Source organism: Actinoplanes sp. CA-051413 (genome assembly GCF_050955795.1).
In the GTDB taxonomy this organism is placed as follows: Bacteria; Actinomycetota; Actinomycetes; order Mycobacteriales; family Micromonosporaceae; genus Actinoplanes.
Window position 1 is genome coordinate 5,027,889 of sequence record NZ_CP192100.1, and the last position, 19,014, is coordinate 5,046,902.

Sequence of the window (19,014 nt, forward strand, 5' to 3'; positions counted from 1 at the left end):
ATAACAACATCCTTAACTAAGGTTGCTTATATAAGGATGCTGGCCTAGCGTCGTGGGCATGACGATCAACACTTATCCGGTGGCGTCGGCCGCCGTCACCGTGGCCGAGGCCGGCTCCGGCCGCCCGTTCCTGCTGCTGCACGGCGGGGCCGGGCCGTTCTCGTTCCTGTCGTTCGGCGAGCTGCTGGCCCGCGAGCGGCCCGCCCGGGTCCTCACGCCGACGCACCCGGGCTGGAACGGCACGCCGCGCCCCGACGACCTCACCACCGTGCGCGGGCTGGCCGAGCTCTACGCCGCCCTGCTCGACGAGCTGGATCTCACCGACGTCACCGTCGTCGGCAACTCCATCGGCGGCTGGATCGCCGCCGAGCTCGCGCTGCTGGGCAGCCCCCGGGTGAGCCGGGTCGTGATCCTCAACGGCGTCGGCCTCGCCGTGCCCGGCCACCCGGTCGCGGACTTCTTCTCGCTCACCCCGGCCGAGCTGACCCGGCTGTCCTACGCCGACCCGGACCGGTTCCGCTTCGACCCCGATTCCCTGCCGGACGCGCAGAAGGCCGTGCTGGCGGCCAACCGGCAGGCCATCGCGCTCTTCGCCGGCACCACCATGGCCGACCCGACGCTGGCGGCCCGGCTGGCCGCGGTGACCGTGCCCACCTGCGTGCTGTGGGGCGAGAGCGACGGGATCGTCGACTTCGAGTACGGCAAGGCGTACGCCGCGGCCATCCCGGGCGCCGTCCACGTGCCGTTGGCCGGCGCCGGTCACCTGCCGCAGCTGGAGACCCCGCAGCAGACGCTCGAGGCGATCTGGGACTTCGCGGTGTGAGGCAGGACCGTCCATCGACGGCTAGCCTCTGCTCATGGCTTCGTTCAACGACACCATCATCGACCGGTTCCGCGCCAACGACGGTGTGGTCGGCATGCACTGGGAGGGCAAGACCCTCGTGCTGCTGCACCACGTCGGCCGCCGGTCCGGCCAGGAGTACGTCACCCCGCTGGTCGCGGCGCCGGACGCCGACGCGTACGTGATCTGCGCGAGTCTCGGCGGCGCCCCGGAGGACCCGCAGTGGGTCGCCAACCTCGAGGCGGCCACCGGCCCCACCACGATCGAGCTCGGCGCGGCCACCATCAGCGTCGATTACGAGGTCATCCGGCCGGGCGACCCCCGCTGGGAGAGCGTGTACGGCATCTGGCGCGACTACTGGCCCGACGCCCGCGAGTACGAGAAGAAGACCGACCGCAAGTTCCCGGTCGTCCGCCTGCTGGTCCCGCCCTCCGCCTGACGTTGCGCCGCCGTGCGCGCCGCCACGGTCCCTGATGCAGTCGGATCACCGACTGGCCGGCCGGTATCAACCCCAGGGTGGGTGCCGGCCAACCCCAGGGTGGCGCCCGGATCTCAACCGGCCCGCCGCTCCCTAGCGTCATCCAGGTCCCGTTCGGACCAGGAGAGGCGCGGTCATGACGATCGACCAGTACGACGGCACCCGGGAAATCATCTACGCGGCGCAGTCCGGCGCGACCGGCGCGGCCGACAGATTCGTGCACGAGTTCGAGCGCCTGGTCTGGTGGACCGTGCGCTCGTTCCGGCTACCCGAGTCCGATGCCGAGGACGTCGTGCAGAACACCTGGCTGCGCGCGTTCGAGCATCTCGGCGAGGTCCGTGACCCGGAGCGGGTCAGCTCCTGGCTGGTGACCATCGCCCGCCGGGAGTGCCTCAAGCTCATGCGCAGCGGCAAGCGTGAGGTCCCCGGCCTGGAGCAGCAGGCCGAGCAGCGCGACGAGCGGTCCCCGCACCCGGAGAAGGCCGCCGTCGACGCCCGGATGAACGACCTGCTGTGGCAGCACGTCAACTCGTTGCCGGACTCCTCGCGCGCCCTGGTCGTGGCGCTGAGCAGCAACGACGCCCCGGCGTACGCCGATCTGGCCCGGTGCCAGGGCATCCCGATCGGCAGCATCGGGCCGACCCGGATGCGCTCGCTGCGCAAGCTGCGCACCTCGCTGGAGCGGGCCGGGCTCGGGGCGCACGCATGGCACTAGGCCTGGGCGGCGCTCGCGATGCCGGCGAGGTCGGCGCGGGAGCGGATGTGAGTCTTGCGGTAGATGTTGCTCAGGTGGTACTCGATCGTCTTCTGCGACAGGAACAGGGTGGCCGCCGCCTCATGGTTGGTGGCCCCCCTGGCCACCACCAGCGCCACCTGCAGCTCCTGCGGGGTGAGCCGGGGCAGCGCATCGGGGGACCGGCCGACCGTGGAGCCGGTGGCGCGCAGCTCGGTGCGGACCCGTTCCGCCCAGGGCTGCGCGCCGAGCCGGGTGAACGTCTCCAGCGCGTCGTGCAGGTGCCGGCGCGCATCGGCCCGCCGGCGGACCCGGCGCAGCCGCTCGCCGTAACAGAGCTGGGTGCGGGCCCGCTCGAACGGCATCACGGCACACCCTGGGGTCTGCAACGCCACCCGGAACGCCTCGTCCATCTCCTCCGGGGCGGCCAGCAGCGCCCGGCACCGGGCCGCGGCGGCCTCGGCCCACTGCCCGCCCGGGTGCGACTCCTGCTGGGCGAGCAGCTCACCGGCGGCGTCCGCCCGGCCGTCCCTGATGTACGCCTCCACGAGGTCGAACACCCACGGCACCACGGCCGGCTCGTGGATGTGCGCCACCACGGGCAGCTCCCGGACGGCCTCGAGCCGGGTGATCGCCTCGCTCGCGTCACCGTGGCTCAGCGCCAGCAGGCCCAGCTCGTGACCGGTGTAGAGGGCCATGCAGGCGACGCCGAGGCGCTCGGCCACCTCCATCGTGCGGCTGACCTGGCGCCGGCACTCGTCGTCGCGCCCCTGGACCGCGTCGAGGCGGCCGGCGAAGAACAGCCCGTACAGGTTGGCCTGGCGGGTCTCGCTGGCCAGGCGCAGGCTTTCCGCCGCGCTGACCCGCGCGTCGTGCCAGCGCCCGACCCGGAAGTGCAGCTCCGACTCGATGCCCAGCGCCTGCGGCAGCACGCCCAGGGCGCCGGCCGACCGGGCCGCGGCGACCACCCGGCCGAGCAGCTCGCCGGCCTGCTCGTAGCCCTCCAGCCAGATCCAGGTCAGCGAGGCATGGCACAGATCCTGGGCCCGGACCAGGGGATCGGCCGCCAGCAGCTCGGCGTGGCAGTCGCGCAGCAGCGCGCTCGCCTGCTCGCGCTCCCCGGCCAGGGTGAGCCCGCCGGCCAGCGCCACCGCGGCGACCAGCTGGGCCACCCCGCCGACCCGCTCGGCCAGCTCGTAACCGCGGCGGACCGCGGCCTGCAACTGCTCGACGTCACCGACCATGAAGTACGGGATGCAGGCGTCGGAATACATCAGCGCGGCCCGGGCCGGATCGATCTCCTGCACGGCTTCGGCACTGCGGACCAGGAACGGCAGCACACCGTCGGGACGCTCGCGCCACATCCGTACGTACGCGTCCATGTGCTGGATCAGGGCGCGCCGGGCGGGGTCGGTGGTCAGCGGCAGCGCGTCGTCGAGCAGCGTCAGCACCTGGTCGTTGCGCCCGGCAAGCTGCCAGCAGCGCGCCGCCCGCAGCAGCCGCCGCGCCCGTTCCGGACCGCGGCTGAGCCGGGCGGCCTGCCCGAACGCCCGCGCCGCGGCCACGTAACCGGCGCGCCGGCTGGCCCGCAGCGCGGCCTGCTCCAGCTCCGCGGCGATCTGCTCGTCCGGGGCCAGGGTGGCCGCGGCCAGATGCCAGGCCCGGGCGTCGGCCGCGGCGTCACCGGCGGCGCCGGCCAGGGCGGTGGCCAGCGCGGTGTGCGCGGCGACGCGGTCGTCGGTGGAGGCGCCGTGGTAGACCACCGAGCGCAGCAGCGGATGCCGGAACTCGATGCGCTGCTCGTCGACGGTGATCAGGTCGTGTTTCTCCGCCGGCGCGAAGTGACGCAGATGCAGCCCGCTGGCCCGGGCGGCGGCCAGCAGCGTGGCGATGTCGCCGCCGACGGCCGCCGCGGCCAGCACCAGGGCCCGGCGGGTGTCGTCGTCGAGCTCTTCCAGCCGGCCGCGCAGCGCCCGCTCGATGCGCGAGCCCGGCGCCACGAACGGCGCGGTGACCCCGTCCTCGACGATCTCCGGCCGTTCCCGGCACAGCTCGATGACACCGAGCGGGTTGCCGGCCGTCGCGGCGTGCAGCCGCTCCCCGGTGCCCGCCGGCGCGACCGTCAGCGTCACCCGGCACAGCTCGTCGACGTCCTCGACCGACAGTCCGGACAGCGCCACCTGCGGGTAGCGCAGCCCGGCGGCGTCGGCCGGATCCCGGGTCGCGAGCAGCAGGGCGATGCCGTCGGCGTGCAGCCGGCGGCCGGCGAACAGCACGGCCTCGCGCGAGGACGCGTCCAGCCACTGCAGGTCGTCCACCACGATCAGCACCGGCGAGCTCTCGGCCGCCGCGGCCAGGATGCCGACGGTGGCGGCGCACACGGTGAAGCGGTCCCCGGCCACCGGCGGGCCCAGGGCCAGGGCGCTGCGCAGGGCGGCGGCCTGCGGCGCGGGCAGCTCGTCGAGCACCCCGAGCACGGGGCGCAGCAGGTCGGCCAGGCCGGCGAACGGTATCTCCGACTCGTCCTCGTAGCCGCGCGCGGACAGCACCTGCATGCCCTCGGCCTGGCTTACGGCGTACTGGATCAGGGTCGTCTTGCCGATGCCGGGCTCGCCGGTGAGCACCAGGGCGTCACTGCGGCCCGCCCGCGCGCCTGTCAGAAGACCGTCGATCAATGCACGTTCGGCGGTCCGTCCGAGCATCATCGGCCGAGTGTATTCCCGTCGCAACCGGGCGAGGGTACCCGTACCGTGTCAGCGGGAGCCGACGCGGTTGATCTTTCGTGAAGGATCATCACCATGATCGAGACAACGGATCCACCGGGCGAGGAGTCGCGGGACGGCTCCTATCTGTCCTCGTTGGCCGGTCGCGGCACCCCGCTGACCGTGCTCACCCCGATGCCCCGGCGCTGGGTGCCGCTGCTGCGGGGCTTCCTGTTCCTGCGGCACCTGCTCGGCGCGCCCGAGGACCTCAAGCGGATGTCGTTCATCCACTTCGCGCACTGGTCGGTGCTGCCCCGCTTCCCCGGCCAGAGCCGCCGCTCCCGGTACGCGTACCTGCTGTTCCGCAGCGACTTCAACGGCGCCTGGGGCAAGTACATCGACGCCTTCTCGCTGGAGATCCCGGCCCGGATGGCGCTCATCTGGGGCTGGTCCTTCGGCTTTCCCGGGGCGCTGCCGCCGGAGCCGTTCCGGCGCTACATCCGGGCGAACGATCTCGACGTCGACCACTACTACGCCGCCTACCCGGACGCCGGGGTGACCGAGATCGCATCCGCGCTGCGCGTACGGGAGGCGTACGACCGGCATCTGGGCACCGCCGACCCGGCCGAGTTCGGCGAGGCCTGGCAGCGGTTCGTCGACGAGGTCCAGGGTGACCTCTACAGCTGGGAGGCGCAGTCATGAGCCGCACCAAGACCGGCACCCGGTCGGTGACCGTGTTCGCGCGCATCGCCGACGGTCGCGCCGCCGGGCTGCGTGAGCGGATCCGTTCCTTCGAGCGCAGCCCGTTCGCCACGGTGGCCGGCGTCCACTTCGCCCGCCTCGTCGTGCTCGAGCACGCGGTGCCCCAGCGACGGCCGGAAGGGATGAGCCGCAAGGCGCGGCTGCTCGACCTGCTCGCGCACGGCGGCCGGCCGCCGCGCCCGGACGATCTGCCGCACCCGTACCTGATGATGACCGCGACCGTCGACGGCGACCCGGCCGATTTCTTCCGGCGGCTGCGGCTGCTCGGCCCGGACGCCGACGCCGTCTGGGGCGACTGCACCGGCTATCCCGGCCACGACCGGGAGGCGCCCTTCGTCGCGTTCTTCACCGAGCGCAGTGTGCGCGCCGAGTACACGTTCTCCGGCAGCCCGGAGGGTTCGGTCGCGCAGCTCACCGACGCGCTGCGTCTGCGCCGCAAGGTGGCCGCGTTCGCCGCGACCGCGCCGGGCAACGCCGACGGCATGCTGCGCAGCCGCTTCCGGATCGCCGTCGACCTGGACGAGGACCGCGTCCCCGAGCCGGGTCCGGTGGCGCCGCTGGAGCTGCCCGACATCCAGGGCATCGTGCTGCGCGGCTTCGCCGACCACAGTGTGGCCGCTCACCTGTTCCTCCGGATCACCTCCGGGCCGCAGGCGCGGCGCTGGATGCGTACCGTCGCACCGGAGGTCACCTCGGCCGCCGAGGTGGGTGACCGGCCCGCCCAGGCCCTGCACCTGGGTATCAGCCACACCGGCCTGAAGCGCCTCGGGGTGCCCGCCGCCGAGCTGGACGACTTCCCCGAGGAGTTCCGCGAGGGCATGCACGCCCGGGAGGACGTGCTGTCGCCCGGCCGGGGCGCCGGGCCCTGGCAGGAGCCCTTCACCGAGCCGGGCGCGGTCGACGTCGTGCTGCTGCTGACCGCGACCGACTCCGCTGAGCTCGACCCGTGGCTCGACCGGCTGCGGGCCGGCATCGCCGACAGCGAAGGACTGCGGGTCGTCGGCGAGCAGCGCGGTGGGCGGCTGTCCGATCCCCGCGGCGACGGCCGTACGTTCGTCGAGCACTTCGGCTTCGCCGACGGCATCTCCCAGCCCCGGGTGGCCGGTTACGGCCGCCCCGACGCCCCCGGCGAGGTGCTGCCGCCCGGCGAGTTCGTGCTGGGCATGCCCGATGTGGACGGTGACGTGGCCGGGCGGTTCCTGCCGCCGGGTCTGAGCCGCAACGGCAGCTACCTGGTCTACCGCAAGCTGGAGCAGGACGTGCCGGCGTTCCGGGAGATGACCGGGGCCGCCGCCGCAGGGTTCGAAGGGGGAGCCGACGACGTCGCCGCCGGGCTCGTCGGGCGCCGCCGCGACGGTGAGCTGCTGGCGCCGTGCCCGGCCGCGGCCCACGTACGGCGGGCCAACCCGCGCGGGGCGTTGCCCGGGGGCAGCAAGCTCACCCGCCGGCACCTGATGCTGCGCCGGGGCATCCCGTACGGGCCGTACCTGCCGCCCGGCGCGGAGGACGACGGCGCCGAACGGGGGCTGCTCTTCCTGGCCGTGGTCGCCGATCCGGGCCGGCAGTTCGAGTTCGTGCAGACCGAGTGGATGGCCGACGGCAACGCCTTCGGGCGCGGCCGCGAGGAGGACATCTTCACCACGGCCGGCGGACCGGGCGCCCGGATCCTGCTGCAGGGCTCGCCACCGGCGTACGTCGACGTGCCGCGGCCGCTGGTGACGTGCCGGGGCGGGGAGTACTTCCTGCTGCCGGGGCTGGACGCGTTGCGGGCGCTGGGAAAGCCGGAGTGAGTCAGGCGGCTGCGGCGCGTTCGAAGCGGTGCAGCTCGCGGGCTTCCTTGGCGTAACGGGCCAGCAGGTGCACCGTACGGGGACCGGCGACGCCGTCCGCCGCCAGGCCGACCCGGGCCTGGAAGCCGCGGACGGCGGTGGTCAGGTCCTCCTCGGTGCGCCCGACGGCCAGGCCGAGGTCGGCGAACAGGCCGCGCAGGGCCGCCGGGTCCGCGGCCGGGACCTCCTCGCCCCAGCCGATCAGTCCACCGACGGCGGTGCCGACCAGACCGAGCATTCCGCGTGCCGACATGATGACCTCCTGGGTGGGTGACGGGCACTTCCCAGCATCCGCAGTCAACCTGTGCGTGGCATCGGACCAGGGGCGCGACCTGCTGTGCATCGGCTGCGACTTTCGGCTGACCCGCGCCGGGCTGTAGTTATTGCAGGAATGGTGCAAAGATGTGCGCCCACCCCCACACCGGACAGGGAGCCACCGTCATGCCGGAACCGGCCGGGGACGCCCGGATCAACACGAACGTGCCGCACTCGGCCCGGCTGTGGAACTACTGGCTCGGTGGGAAGGACAACTTCGCGTCCGACCGGGCCGCGGGGGACGAGATCGCCCGGCAGCTGCCCTCGATCATCGACCTGGCGGTGGCCGACCGGGCCTTCCTGGGCCGGATGGTGCGTCACCTCGTCGGGGAGCAGGGCGTCAGGCAGATCCTGGACATCGGCACCGGCCTGCCCACCGCGGACAACACCCACCAGGTGGCCCAGTCGATCGCGCCGGACGCCCGGATCGTCTACGTCGACAACGACCCGCTGGTGCTCGTGCACGCCCGCGCTCTGCTGACCAGCACCTCCGCGGGCGCCACCGAATACATCGAGGCCGACCTCAACGACCCGGAGGCCATCATCGCGGCGGCCGGGCGGACCCTCGACTTCTCCCGGCCGGTGGCCGTCACCCTGCTGGGCATCCTGCACTTCATCCTCGACGACGACGCGGCCCGCGCTGTGGTGGCTTGCCTCGTCGACGCCCTGCCCTCGGGCAGCTATCTGGCGATCGCGCACGGCTGCAACGACATCAACCGGGAAGCCGCGGACAGCATCGTGTCGTTCTGGAACGAGCACGGCACACCCAAGATCGTCTATCGCAGCTCGGCGGAGATCACCCGCTTCTTCGACGGCCTGGAGCTGCTCGAGCCCGGCGTCGTGTCGTGCTCGCGCTGGCGGCCCGGGCCCGGTGACCCCGACATCGACGTCAACCAGTACTGCGGAGTGGCCCGCAAGCCCTGACAGCCGGTCAGAATTCCCCGGCCCGGCGATCCTGCTCCGGGCACACGGTGCCGACCGCCAGCTTGATCAGCTGCCGGGCGCCGGCCCGATCGGTGCCGAAGGTCCGGACCTCGGTCACCACGGCGGCGGCGGCCCGGCCGGCGGCCAGCGCCGCGCACGCCTGCTGGGCGAGCGCGGCGATCTCCTCATCCCGGCGGTCCACGGCCAGGCCGGGCATCGTGCGCTGCACCACGGCGACGAACTCCGCCGGGTCGGCCCGGTCCCGCCCGACAGCCTTCGGCGTCGTCCGCGGCGTCGTCCGGGCCGGGGAGACCGCGACGGCGACCCGGCTGGCGATCACGCTCGGCGACGCCGGTACGGGCGCCTCACGGGTCGTCACCGGCACGGGTACGGTCGCCGGCTCGGCCTCCGGTTCGTCTCCGCACCCGCCCAGCGTGAGCAGCAGCACCGCCGCGACCAGCCATCGTCTCGCCATCATCCACCCCGCTCGTCCGTGTTCGTGCACGCCAGATCCTCAACGACCCAGATCCTCACGGGTCACCGTCCCAAGATCACCCCATGCAGTCGCGGAGAAACGGTGAGTGGCCGATTCCGATCGCTCCGGAAACGCTCCCGGTAAACGGCCTTTCCCCCGTTGAGCTGCGCATTCATCGATTCCGTGGCAACGGCAACCTGAAGGAAACCTTTGCTGGGAAATTGCTTTGAACCACTGCGGTGGTGGCTTCGTACTGATGGACGTCGACGACGTAAGTCCCGGGCAATAACCCCGATTCGCGCGACGGCGGGAGACCGCCGCAGCGTTTGACGAAAGGCCGAGCATGAGTCGTGTCCACTACGGCACGCGGGCGGTTAACCGCCTGTCGCGCCGTCGGGTTCTTGCCATCGCCGCCACGGTGGGAGTCGGCGCCGCCGGCGCCAGCGTGGCCGGGCTCAGCCTCGCCGGTGAGAAGGCCGGATCGAGCGACAGCGAGCCGCTGGTGATTTCCCTGCGCGACGCGAAGAAGGGCACGTTCGACGTGTTCTCCGGCGGCTCCAAGGTCACGCTGACCGACAAGGACCTCGCCGAGAAGCTGCTCAAGGCCGTCAAGCGCGCCTGAATCGCTTCCTCACCCAGCCCCCCGATTCCTGAGTAAGGAAGTCCTCCATGTCATCGCACCGTGAAGCGCCGGAGATCAGCAAGGACCCGGTCGCCGACAGCGCCGACCTGTACGCGTTCGTGAGCCCGGACCACCCGGACACCGTGACGCTGATCGCCAACTACGTGCCGTTGCAGCTGCCGGCCAGTGGCCCGAACTTCTTCGAGTTCGGCGACGACGTGCTGTACGAGATCCACGTCGACTCCAACGGTGACGGCCGCCCGGATCTGACGTACCAGTTCCGGTTCCGGACCGAACTGCGCAACGACCGGACGTTCCTGTACAACACCGGGCCGATCGAGTCGCTCGACAGCGAGAACTGGAACCGCCGGCAGTTCTACTCGGTCACCAAGGTGGACGCGCACGGCAAGCACACGGTGCTGGCCGAGAAGCTGCCCTGCCCGCCGTGCAACGTCGGCCCGCTGTCCATCCCGGACTACGACAAGCTCGCCGAGGACGCGGTGCACAAGCTGAAGACCGGCGAGAAGGTATTCGCCGGCCAGCGTGCCGACCCGTTCTTCGTCGACCTGGGCGCGATCTTCGACCTCGGCACGCTGCGGCCGTTCCAGGACAAGCACCTGGTCGGGCAGAAGCTGTTCAACTACGCCGGCAAGGCCGTCAACGCCACCGACAAGATGAACGTGCACAGCATCGCCATCCAGCTGCCGCTGCACTACGTGCGCAAGGACGGCAAGAAGAAGGTCCGCGGCCGCGACCCGGGCGCCGTCATCGGCGTCTGGACCTCGGCGAGCCGCCGCCAGGTGCAGGTCCGGCACGGCAAGAAGGACAACGACGACGTGTACGTGGGCCCGCAGGTCCAGGTGTCGCGGCTCGGCAACCCGCTGTTCAACGAGGTCATCGTGCCGATGGCGCAGAAGGATCTGTGGAACAGCCTGCCGCCGAGCGAGGACAAGCGCTTCGCCGAGTTCGTCGAGCAGCCGGAGCTCGGTGCGCTGCTGCCGGTGCTCTACCCGGGCCTGTTCGACAACCTGGCCGAGCTCAACAAGGCCAAGACCGCCCGGGCCGACCTGGTGGCGATCCTGCTCACCGGCATCCCGGACGGGCTGATCGACGACTTCCAGAACAACACCGGTGACGTGCAGGCCGACATGCTGCGGCTGAACACGGCCGTCCCGCCGACCAAGGAGGACCCGAACGCGTTCGGCATCCTCGGTGGTGACCTGGCCGGCTTCCCGAACGGGCGCCGCGTCGCCGACGACGTCGTGTCGATCTCGCTGCGGGCCATCGCCGGCGTCACCGTGCCGCTGGTGGACGAGAAGTTCAAGCCGGACGCCGCGGCCGCGCTGGTCGAGCAGGGTCTGTCGGCCAAGGACGCCAGCTCCAAGCTGCTCAAGAAGTTCCCGTACCTCGGGGTGCCGTTCGACGGCTTCAACAACCCCGAGCCGGCGGACAAGTGAGCGCGGGCGTGCACCATCACCACACCCTCGACCCGTCCGGGCAGGGCACCGTGGTCCTCAACATCGGGGCGGGCATCGGTGCGCTGGTCATCCACACCCCGGGCAGCCTGCACGGCCACGAGATCGAGGTGAGCCCGATGGGGGACGCGGCGACGCGTACCCACGCCGCGGTCCGCGCCCGGTACGTGCGCGACGGCGTGCTGTTCAGCGTCGTCATCGACAACCTGGCCGAGGGCCGCTACGTCGTCTGGCGCGACGCGGTCACCCCGTTGGCCGAGGTCGACGTGCGCAGCGGCTCGGTCACCGAGTACGAGTGGCCGGTACCCGCCAAAGTGTGACGCGCGGTGACGCCTCTGTCGGTCTAGGGTGAGCGGATGGACACGGCAGGGGCGGCCGGTCCGGAGCCCGGTACGGGCACTCCGGACGGGGACGTGGCGGTTTCCGCCAGCCTCCGGACGACCGATGTGGAACAGGCGAGCTCGTTCTGCCGGCGGATGTACTACGGTCCGCTGGAGATCAAACCGGCCGGCAGCGCGGACGAGGTGACCTTCTCCGGCGAGGTGGCGCAGATCGGGCCGATCACCATCGGCGAGATCAGCTACGGCGTCGAGATGTGCCTCGAGAGCGGCAACCTGGAGACGGCGTACCACGTGCTGGCCCCGCTGACCGGTGCGGTGCAGGTGCTGCACCGGGGGGCGGCGACCACGGCCGACCCCAGCCAGGCCGCGGTGTTCCGCCCGGTCGGGGACATCTCGCTGCGCTGGTCGGCCGACTGCCGGCTGATCAGCTTCAAGGTGGACCGGCTGGCCCTGGAACGTGAGCTCGACGCGACCCTGGACCGCAAGGTCGGCTCACCGCTGCCGCTGGGGGCGACCTTCGGCCTCGCGGGCGGGCCGGGCCGCAGCTGGCTGGCGCTGGTCCGGCTGTTGCTGGCCGAGACCCGTCAGACGGACGGTCTGAACCTGCTGCCGCAGCTGCTGCGCCGGTGGCGTGAGCTGGCGATCAGCGGGCTGGCCCAGGCGGTCGAGCACCCGTTCTCGGAGGGCCTGGCGGGTCAGCCGACCGCCCGGCGGCCCCGGACGGTGAAACGGACCCTGGACGCGATGCACGCCGAGCCGGGCCGTTCCTTCACGGCGGCCGAGCTGGCCGGCATCGCGGGCGTCGGCATCCGGGTGCTGCAGGAGTCCTTCCGCCAGCACGTCGGCGTGCCCCCGCTGACCTACCTGCGCCGGCTGCGGCTGGAGGGCGTGCACGCGGAACTCACCCGCGCCGGCCCGGGCCAGGTCAGCGTGAGCGAGGTGGCGACCCGCTGGGGCTTCACCCATCTGGGCCGCTTCGCGGGCGCCTACCGTGAGCGTTACGGCGTCTCGCCGAGCCAGACGCTGCGCGACCGCCTCTGACGCAGAGACGGTCGCGGTGGCGACTGCTACGGCTCGATGCGCTGGCCCTTGCCGATGACGACGATGCCGCTGTCGGAGACCGTGTAGCGCTTGCGGTCGCGCTCCAGGTCGACGCCGATCTGGGCGTCCTCCGGGATCAGCACGTTCTTGTCGATGATCGCGTTGCGGACCACGGCGCGCCGGCCCACCTGCACGCCCTCCATCAGCACCGAGCCCTCCACGTGCGCCCAGGAGTTCACCCGGACGTTGGGGGAGACCACCGAGCGCTCGACCAGGGAACCGGAGACGACCACACCGGGCGAGATCATCGAGTCGACGGCCCGGCCCTGCCGGTCGTCGTAGCCGTGCACGAACTTCGCCGGCGGCCAGGAGCCGTAGTTGGTGAAGATCGGCCAGTCCATGTTGTAGAGGTTGAAGACCGGCAGCGTCGCGATCAGATCCAGGTGCGCGTCGTAGAACGAGTCGAGCGTGCCCACGTCGCGCCAGTAGCCGCGGTCGCGTTCGGTGCTGCCCGGCACGTCGTTGTCGCGGAAGTCGTAGACGTTGGCCTCGCCCCGCTCCACCAGCATGGGGATGATGTTGCCGCCCATGTCGTGCTTGCTGTCCGGGTCCTGGGCGTCGGCGGTGACCGCCTCGCACAGCGCCCGGGTGGTGAAGACGTAGTTGCCCATCGACGCGTAGATCTCGTCCGGGGCGTCCGGCAGGCCCTCGACGTCGACCGGCTTCTCCCGGAAGGCCCGGATCTTCTTGCCGTCCTCACCCACGTCGATGACGCCGAACTGGTCGGACATCGACTTGGGCTGGCGGATCCCGGCGACGGTCACGGCCGCGCCCGAGGCGATGTGGTCGTCGACCATCTGCTTGGGGTCCATGCGGTAGATGTGGTCCGCGCCGAAGACGATGACGTAGTCGGGATTCTCGTCGTTGATCAGGTTGAGGCTCTGGTAGATCGCGTCCGCCGAGCCGGCGAACCAGCGCGGGCCCAGCCGCTGCTGCGCCGGCACCGGGGTCACGTAGTTGCCCAGCAGCGTCGACATCCGCCAGGTCTTGGTGATGTGCCGGTCGAGCGAGTGCGACTTGTACTGGGTCAACACCACGATCTTGAGGAACCCGCCGTTGGCGAGGTTGGACAGGACAAAATCGATCATGCGGTATATGCCGCCGAAGGGCACACCGGGCTTGGCCCGGTCCGCGGTGAGGGGCATCAGGCGCTTGCCTTCGCCACCTGCCAGAACGATCGCGAGCACCTTGACAGCCATGCCCGTGACGCTAACTTTCCCGGTGCTCCAGCGCCAGTCGAAGCGGCGATTCCCGGGATTTTACGGTTTCCGGTAAGCAGAACCGCGCCGCCACGGCGTCCTGGAGGCAGACATCACGACCGCAGCGGGGGAGCGAGGCAGTGCGCCATGGTTTCGAGGAGTACGTCAGAGCACGGGGAGACGCGTTACGCCGGTTCGCCTATCTGCTCTGCGGGGACCGGCACCTGGGTGAGGACCTCGTGCAGGAGGTGCTGATCAAGGCGTACCGGCGGTGGTCGCGGATCGAGGCGGACGATCCGGACGGCTACCTGCGTACGGCGCTGGTGCGGTCGCACGTGTCCTGGCTGCGGCGGCGCTCCAGCGGGGAACGGCCGGGCCGGCGGGAGACCGGTCCGGAGACCACCGCGGCGCCGGGGCGCTCGGTGCCCGACTTCGCCGACCAGCACGCCGCGCGTGACGACCTGTGGGCCCGGCTCGACCGGCTGACCCGCGCCCAGCGGGCCGTGCTGGTGCTGCGCTACTACGAGGACCTCGACGACCGGCAGATCGCCGAGGTGCTGCGCTGCGCCGCGTCGACCGTACGGGTGCACGCCGCCCGGGGGCTCGCGCGGCTGCGCGCCGACCTGAGCCCGGCCCCGTCCACCACCCTTTCCGGAGGTTCGCGATGATGCTCGAAGACGACCTGCGGGCGACCCTGCGCGAGCGCGCCGACGAGCCGGCGCCGGCGCCGGACCTGCTCGACGCGGTGCGCGGGGGAGTCCGGCGGGCCGACCGGCGGAGGGCGGCGGTGCTGGGGGCGGCGGCGGTGCTGGTGGCCGTGGTGGCCGTACCGGTTGCGATCGCCGGTGGCCGGTCGCCCGCGCCCGCCCCGCCGGGTCCGGCGCCGGCCGATTCGGCGGCGGCCGGTTGGCAGCGACCCCGGTTCGACCTGCCCGTCTTTCCCTTGACGCCCGGCTGGACGCCGCCGGGTGCGGGCACCGCCCGGATCGGCCGGGTGGGACCGAACGTGCTGCTCACCTACGACGACTCACCTGATCGGGCCCTGGAGCTGTCGGTGGGGCCGGAGCCGGGGGACTGGTGGGTCGAGGGCGACGACCGGCCGACCACCGTGAACGGCCGCCCGGCGCTGATCCGGACGCTGGACCCGGAGGTCTACGTCGGCGACCGTCCGGGCGACCGGTACGTGGGGGTGCGCTGGCAGTTGGCCGACGGGCGATGGGCCCAGCTCGGCAGCGGCAGCCGCAACACCGAGGCCGAGGTACTGCGGTTCGCCGGCGGCCTGCGCCCGCAGGCCATGGCGCCCACGCCGCTGCCGTTCACCGTCGCCACGGCGCCGCCGGGGCTGGTCGCGCAGGTGATCGCCAAGGACAACCTGTGCCTGGCGCCGCCACCGGCGCTCACCGACGGCGAGAGCGGCCGCGGGATCTGCCTGCAGCTGGACCCCCTCTCCGCGCGGATCGAGCCGGCGCCGGAGGACGAGCGGCTCACCGTCGGGGGGCGGCAGGCCACCCTCGAGACCTCCGATCAGGGCCCGGACGCGCTCCACGTGCGGCTCGACGCGCGGCGTCTGCTGTCGATCACCGTCGAGCAGGAGGACGTCCCTCTCACCCGTGACCAGCTGATTCGCTTCGCGGAGGGCGTCACCGTGCCCGAGTGAGACAAGTTGCGTCGATTTCCGCGTCGATTCTTCGCATAGTGGCCCGGCGGCCGGGTAGTCGCCCCGTCACCACGACGAAGGGATCGATGATCATGTTCATCCGACGTGCGGCAGCGGTGGCCGGGGTGGCCGCCCTCCTGCTCCTGCCGGCGACCGCCGCGGCGGCGGCGCCGTCCGACCAGGACACCGCGTTCCTGCGGGCCGCCCACCAGTCCAACCTGGCCGAGATCGCCACCGGCAAGCTGGCTCAGCAGAAGGCGGCCAGCGAGCAGGTGAAGGACCTCGGGGCCCGCTGGGTGGCGGACCACACCAAGCTCGACGCGACGCTGCAGGACACCGCCGAGGCGCTCGGGGTCGACCTGCCCGACGCGCCGAACGCGGAGCAGCGGGCGCTGGCACAGCGCTACCAGGCGGCATCCGGCAGCGACTTCGACGCGCTGTGGATCCCCACCCAGATGGACGCGCACATGAAGGCGATGCGTCTCGGCGAGCAGGAAATCGCCAAGGGCAGTGACGCACAGGCCAAGAAGGTGGCGCAGAGCTCCGCGCCCGTGGTCGCCGCGCATCACGGCCTGCTGGAGGACGCCGCGAGCGACCTCGGCGTGCCGAGCAGCATCGGCACGGGCACCGGTGGGCAGGCCGCCGCGTCGAACGCCCCCGCGGCGCTCGGCTTCGGCGCTCTGGGCCTGCTGCTGGTCGCGGCGGCCCTGGTGCTGCTGCGGCGTCGTTCCCCGGCCGCCACGCGATGAGCCGCCACGGCCGGCGCGCCGCGGGCTGGGCCACCCTGGTGGCCGGCCTGGGCGCGCTGGCCGTCGGCGTCGTCCTGGTGCTGCGCCCGCCCTCGGCCCCGGCCGACGCGGGCGTGCTGCCCCCGCCGGTCGTCGTGTCGGCACCGACGACGGCGACCGCCACGAGGGCGCCGGCTCCCGCCCTGTGGACGCCGACTCCCGCCCTGTGGACGCCGACGAAGGTGACCATCGACCGGCTGGACGTCGGGGCCCCGGTCGATCCGGTCGGGGTCACCCGCGACGGGGCGCTCGACGTGCCGGACGACCCGGACCGGCTCGGCTGGTGGATCGGCTCGGTGCTCCCCGGCGAGCGGCGTGGCACCGTTCTGATCGCCGGTCACGTCGACACGGCGGAGGACGGCCAGGGTGCGCTCTACCGCCTGGAGAAGCTGGCGGTCGGGTCCCGGATCGAGGTCCGCGCCGGCGACCGCAGCATCGCGTACCGGGTGACGGCCCGGCGCAGCTACGCCAAGAGCCGGCTGCCGAAGGCTTTGTTCCGCCGGGACACCAGCCCGCAACTGGCCCTGGTCACCTGTGGGGGAGCGTTCCGCGACGGCACCTACGACCACAATGTCGTCGTCTACGCCACCCCGATGTGACAACCGGGCCAGCCGGCCGGGATGAGACTATTCTGCGACACGTGACCGACTCACGTTCGACCTCCAGCGGTAGGGATCTGCGCGTCGACCTGCTCACCCGGGAGTATCCGCCGGAGGTGTACGGCGGCGCCGGGGTGCACGTGGAATACCTGGCCCGTGACCTGCGCCCGCTCACCGACGTCCGGGTGCACTGCTTCGGTGCCACCCGCGACGAGCCGGGCGTGACGGCGTACCCGGAGCCCGCCGAGCTGGCCGGGGCCAACGCCGCGCTGCGCACCATGGGTGTCGACCTGGAGATGGCCGCGGGTTGCGAAGGCACCGACATCGTGCACAGCCACACCTGGTACGCGAACTTCGCCGGCCACACCGCCAAACTGCTGTACGGCGTCCCGCACGTGGTCACCACGCACAGCCTGGAGCCGCTGCGCCCGTGGAAGGCCGAGCAGCTCGGCGGCGGTTACGCGCTCTCCTCGTTCTGCGAGCGGACCGCCATCGAGGGCGCCGACGCGATCATCGCCGTCTCCGGGGGCATGAAGCGGGACGTGCTCACCGCGTACCCGAGTGTCGACCCGGACAAGATCCGGGTGGTCTACAACGGCATCGACACCGAGCAGTACGCCCCGAACCGCGGCACCGACGTCATCGAGCGGCTCGGCATCGACCTGAACCGCCCGAGCGTGGTCTTCGTCGGCCGGATCACCCGGCAGAAGGGCCTGCCGTACCTGATGCGGGCCTGTCACGACCTGCCGCCGGAGACCCAGATCGTGCTGCTGGCCGGCGCGCCGGACACCCCGGAGATCGCCGCCGAGGTCGAGGGCCTGGCGATCCAGCTGCGCAACGCCCGGGACGCGGCCGGGGTGATCTGGGTGCAGGAGATGCTGCCCAAGCACGAGGTCGTCCAGGTGCTCACGCACGCGACGGTCTTCGTCTGCCCGTCGGTCTACGAGCCCATGGGCATCGTCAACCTGGAGGCGATGGCCTGCGAGACGGCCGTGGTCGCCACCGCCACCGGCGGCATCCCGGAGGTCGTGGCCGACGGCGAGACCGGCCTGCTGGTGCCGATCGAGCAGGTCACCGACGGCACCGGCACCCCGGTCGACCCGGAACGCTTCATCGCCGACCTGGCCGCCGCGATGACCAAGCTGATCAAGGACCCGGCCCGGGCCGCCGAGATGGGCCTGGCCGGGCGCCGCCGCGCGGTGGAGCACTTCAGCTGGTCCCGGATCGCCGTGGACACCCTGGAGGTCTACCGCTCGGTGCTCTGAGCCAGGATCGCCCGGGCCACGGCCCGTCCGGAGAGCCAGGCCGTCTGCACCCGCGGCTTGCCGAAGGCGTCACCGGCCAGCCACACCCGCCCGTCGGTGGCGAACGACGGCTTGCCTGCTCCGGGCTGGGCATAGGTCCAGCGGTGCACGTGGACCTCTGGCTGGTCGGTCAGACCCAGCACGTCGTTGACCGCCGCGGCCAGTTCCCCGGCCGCGGCGCCCGGGTCGGCCAGCCGGAGCCGGGCGAAGGCGGGCGTCGAGTGGGCCACCAGCACCGGCGCGGCGTCGCCGCGCCGGTCACCGTCGTCGAAGATCGTGGCCAGCACCGGGTGGTCGTTGACGAACGCGCCGTGCAGCTCGGGCCAGGACCGCTTCTCGTACGTGCAGACGGCCGCCAGCACCGGCTCCCACACCTGCGCCCGGGCCGCCTCCGCCACGGCCGCCGGCGGGTCCAGGCGCAGCGCCTGCGGTCCCGGCATGGCCAGCACCACGGCGTCGGCGTCGTCCGGCAGCTCACTCAGCTCACTGCTCAGCGTGACGTCCAGCCCGTCGGCCAGATCGGCGGCCAGCGAGCGCAGCCCGCCCGGCGCCGCCCAGCGCATCGGCCCGGTCGTCGGCTCGCCGGGGAACACCGCCAGCGTGTCGGTCCAGGGCCGGGCCAGTCCCCGCGCGCGCCACGACTCGGCCAGAGCGGCGAAATCCGGGTCGTCAGCCACGAAATAGGCTGCGCCAAGATCGGCGTACCGGCCGTTCAGGCGCTTGCTGGCCAGCCGTCCGCCGACGACCCGGCCGCGCTCGTGCACCCGGACGGCAGCACCGCCCGCGACCAGCTCCCTTGCACAGGCCAGCCCGGCGATTCCCGCACCCACCACGACCACGTTCATGGATCGAGGGTAGGACCAGGCACA

21 protein-coding genes are annotated in these 19,014 nt (G+C 72.3%); 16 read left to right on the forward strand and 5 right to left on the reverse strand.

Annotation, left to right across the window (positions count from 1 at the left end):
* The first annotated feature begins 58 nt into the window (after positions 1 to 58).
* The 3 genes from ACQP2Y_RS23705 (at position 59) to ACQP2Y_RS23715 (ending at position 2,034) form a co-directional block, all read left to right on the forward strand.
* The gene (locus tag ACQP2Y_RS23705) at positions 59 to 823 is read left to right on the forward strand and encodes an alpha/beta fold hydrolase (RefSeq protein WP_433716936.1); all 765 of its coding nucleotides are present in this window, start codon (positions 59 to 61) and stop codon (positions 821 to 823) included.
* Positions 824 to 857: 34 nt separating this feature from the next.
* Positions 858 to 1,280, forward strand: coding sequence for a nitroreductase/quinone reductase family protein (locus tag ACQP2Y_RS23710; RefSeq protein ID WP_433716938.1), 423 nt, complete (start codon positions 858 to 860; stop codon positions 1,278 to 1,280).
* Between the two features lie 175 nt (positions 1,281 to 1,455).
* Positions 1,456 to 2,034 (forward strand): RNA polymerase sigma factor, encoded by a 579-nt coding sequence (locus ACQP2Y_RS23715; RefSeq protein WP_360831299.1) that lies wholly within the window; start codon positions 1,456 to 1,458, stop codon positions 2,032 to 2,034.
* On the opposite strand, the gene ACQP2Y_RS23720 is transcribed toward ACQP2Y_RS23715, so the two are convergent.
* Complete coding sequence (locus ACQP2Y_RS23720) at positions 2,031 to 4,757, reverse strand: AAA family ATPase (protein ID WP_433716941.1); 2,727 nt, start codon at positions 4,755 to 4,757, stop codon at positions 2,031 to 2,033. The genes ACQP2Y_RS23715 and ACQP2Y_RS23720 overlap by 4 nt on opposite strands.
* Before the next feature lie 93 nt (positions 4,758 to 4,850).
* Between ACQP2Y_RS23720 and ACQP2Y_RS23725 the strand changes: the two genes are divergently transcribed.
* Together ACQP2Y_RS23725 and ACQP2Y_RS23730 are read left to right on the forward strand one after the other, a co-directional pair.
* On the forward strand, positions 4,851 to 5,456 hold the full coding sequence (locus ACQP2Y_RS23725) for a hypothetical protein (RefSeq protein ID WP_433716943.1): 606 nt from the start codon (positions 4,851 to 4,853) through the stop codon (positions 5,454 to 5,456).
* A complete protein-coding gene (locus tag ACQP2Y_RS23730) occupies positions 5,453 to 7,306 on the forward strand; it encodes a hypothetical protein (RefSeq protein WP_433716945.1) in 1,854 nt (617 codons plus the stop codon). The genes ACQP2Y_RS23725 and ACQP2Y_RS23730 overlap by 4 nt, the downstream gene beginning before the upstream one ends.
* Before the next feature lies 1 nt (position 7,307).
* Here the strand turns inward: ACQP2Y_RS23730 and ACQP2Y_RS23735 are convergent, their stop codons facing one another.
* Positions 7,308 to 7,598, reverse strand: coding sequence for a peptidoglycan-binding protein (locus ACQP2Y_RS23735; RefSeq protein WP_433716947.1), 291 nt, complete (start codon positions 7,596 to 7,598; stop codon positions 7,308 to 7,310).
* A gap of 188 nt (positions 7,599 to 7,786) precedes the next feature.
* On the opposite strand from ACQP2Y_RS23735, the gene ACQP2Y_RS23740 reads away from it, so the two are divergent.
* Positions 7,787 to 8,584: an SAM-dependent methyltransferase gene (locus ACQP2Y_RS23740; protein ID WP_433716949.1), complete on the forward strand. Its 798-nt coding sequence runs from the start codon at positions 7,787 to 7,789 to the stop codon at positions 8,582 to 8,584.
* Positions 8,585 to 8,591: 7 nt separating this feature from the next.
* Here ACQP2Y_RS23740 and ACQP2Y_RS23745 read toward each other — a convergent pair whose 3' ends face one another.
* On the reverse strand, positions 8,592 to 9,062 hold the full coding sequence (locus ACQP2Y_RS23745; protein ID WP_433716951.1) for a DUF732 domain-containing protein: 471 nt from the start codon (positions 9,060 to 9,062) through the stop codon (positions 8,592 to 8,594).
* Between the two features lie 80 nt (positions 9,063 to 9,142).
* On the opposite strand from ACQP2Y_RS23745, the gene ACQP2Y_RS23750 reads away from it, so the two are divergent.
* The 5 genes from ACQP2Y_RS23750 (at position 9,143) to ACQP2Y_RS23770 (ending at position 12,538) form a co-directional block, all read left to right on the forward strand.
* The gene (locus tag ACQP2Y_RS23750; RefSeq protein ID WP_433716953.1) at positions 9,143 to 9,289 is read left to right on the forward strand and encodes a hypothetical protein; all 147 of its coding nucleotides are present in this window, start codon (positions 9,143 to 9,145) and stop codon (positions 9,287 to 9,289) included.
* A gap of 113 nt (positions 9,290 to 9,402) precedes the next feature.
* Positions 9,403 to 9,681 carry a hypothetical protein gene (locus ACQP2Y_RS23755; RefSeq protein WP_433716955.1) on the forward strand — a complete coding sequence of 93 codons (279 nt, stop codon included), beginning with the start codon at positions 9,403 to 9,405 and terminating at the stop codon, positions 9,679 to 9,681.
* A 47-nt stretch (positions 9,682 to 9,728) separates the two neighbouring features.
* Positions 9,729 to 11,138, forward strand: a complete 1,410-nt coding sequence (locus tag ACQP2Y_RS23760; protein WP_360827548.1) for a DUF4331 domain-containing protein — start codon at positions 9,729 to 9,731, stop codon at positions 11,136 to 11,138.
* Positions 11,139 to 11,146: 8 nt separating this feature from the next.
* The gene (locus tag ACQP2Y_RS23765) at positions 11,147 to 11,476 is read left to right on the forward strand and encodes a phospholipase (protein ID WP_433716957.1); all 330 of its coding nucleotides are present in this window, start codon (positions 11,147 to 11,149) and stop codon (positions 11,474 to 11,476) included.
* 36 nt (positions 11,477 to 11,512) lie between these two features.
* On the forward strand, positions 11,513 to 12,538 hold the full coding sequence (locus tag ACQP2Y_RS23770) for an AraC family transcriptional regulator (protein WP_433716959.1): 1,026 nt from the start codon (positions 11,513 to 11,515) through the stop codon (positions 12,536 to 12,538).
* 26 nt (positions 12,539 to 12,564) lie between these two features.
* On the opposite strand, the gene glgC is transcribed toward ACQP2Y_RS23770, so the two are convergent.
* The gene (gene glgC / locus ACQP2Y_RS23775; protein WP_360827557.1) at positions 12,565 to 13,797 is read right to left on the reverse strand and encodes a glucose-1-phosphate adenylyltransferase; all 1,233 of its coding nucleotides are present in this window, start codon (positions 13,795 to 13,797) and stop codon (positions 12,565 to 12,567) included.
* Positions 13,798 to 13,937: 140 nt separating this feature from the next.
* Here glgC and ACQP2Y_RS23780 point away from each other — a divergent pair, with 140 nt between their 5' ends.
* The 5 genes from ACQP2Y_RS23780 to glgA all read left to right on the forward strand — a co-directional run bounded on the left by ACQP2Y_RS23780 (position 13,938) and on the right by glgA (position 18,106).
* Positions 13,938 to 14,465, forward strand: coding sequence for a SigE family RNA polymerase sigma factor (locus ACQP2Y_RS23780; protein ID WP_433716961.1), 528 nt, complete (start codon positions 13,938 to 13,940; stop codon positions 14,463 to 14,465).
* The gene (locus ACQP2Y_RS23785) at positions 14,462 to 15,454 is read left to right on the forward strand and encodes a hypothetical protein (protein WP_433716963.1); all 993 of its coding nucleotides are present in this window, start codon (positions 14,462 to 14,464) and stop codon (positions 15,452 to 15,454) included. Before ACQP2Y_RS23780 ends, ACQP2Y_RS23785 begins: the two co-directional genes overlap by 4 nt.
* Positions 15,455 to 15,546: 92 nt before the next feature.
* Positions 15,547 to 16,203, forward strand: coding sequence for a DUF4142 domain-containing protein (locus ACQP2Y_RS23790; RefSeq protein WP_433716965.1), 657 nt, complete (start codon positions 15,547 to 15,549; stop codon positions 16,201 to 16,203).
* Positions 16,200 to 16,841 (forward strand): class F sortase, encoded by a 642-nt coding sequence (locus ACQP2Y_RS23795; protein WP_433716967.1) that lies wholly within the window; start codon positions 16,200 to 16,202, stop codon positions 16,839 to 16,841. Before ACQP2Y_RS23790 ends, ACQP2Y_RS23795 begins: the two co-directional genes overlap by 4 nt.
* A 41-nt stretch (positions 16,842 to 16,882) precedes the next feature.
* Positions 16,883 to 18,106, forward strand: a complete 1,224-nt coding sequence (gene glgA, locus ACQP2Y_RS23800) for a glycogen synthase (protein WP_433716969.1) — start codon at positions 16,883 to 16,885, stop codon at positions 18,104 to 18,106.
* On the opposite strand, the gene ACQP2Y_RS23805 is transcribed toward glgA, so the two are convergent.
* Positions 18,088 to 18,990, reverse strand: a complete 903-nt coding sequence (locus ACQP2Y_RS23805; RefSeq protein ID WP_433716971.1) for an NAD(P)/FAD-dependent oxidoreductase — start codon at positions 18,988 to 18,990, stop codon at positions 18,088 to 18,090. The two genes, glgA and ACQP2Y_RS23805, sit on opposite strands and share 19 nt — an antisense overlap.
* Between the last annotated feature and the right edge of the window lie 24 nt (positions 18,991 to 19,014).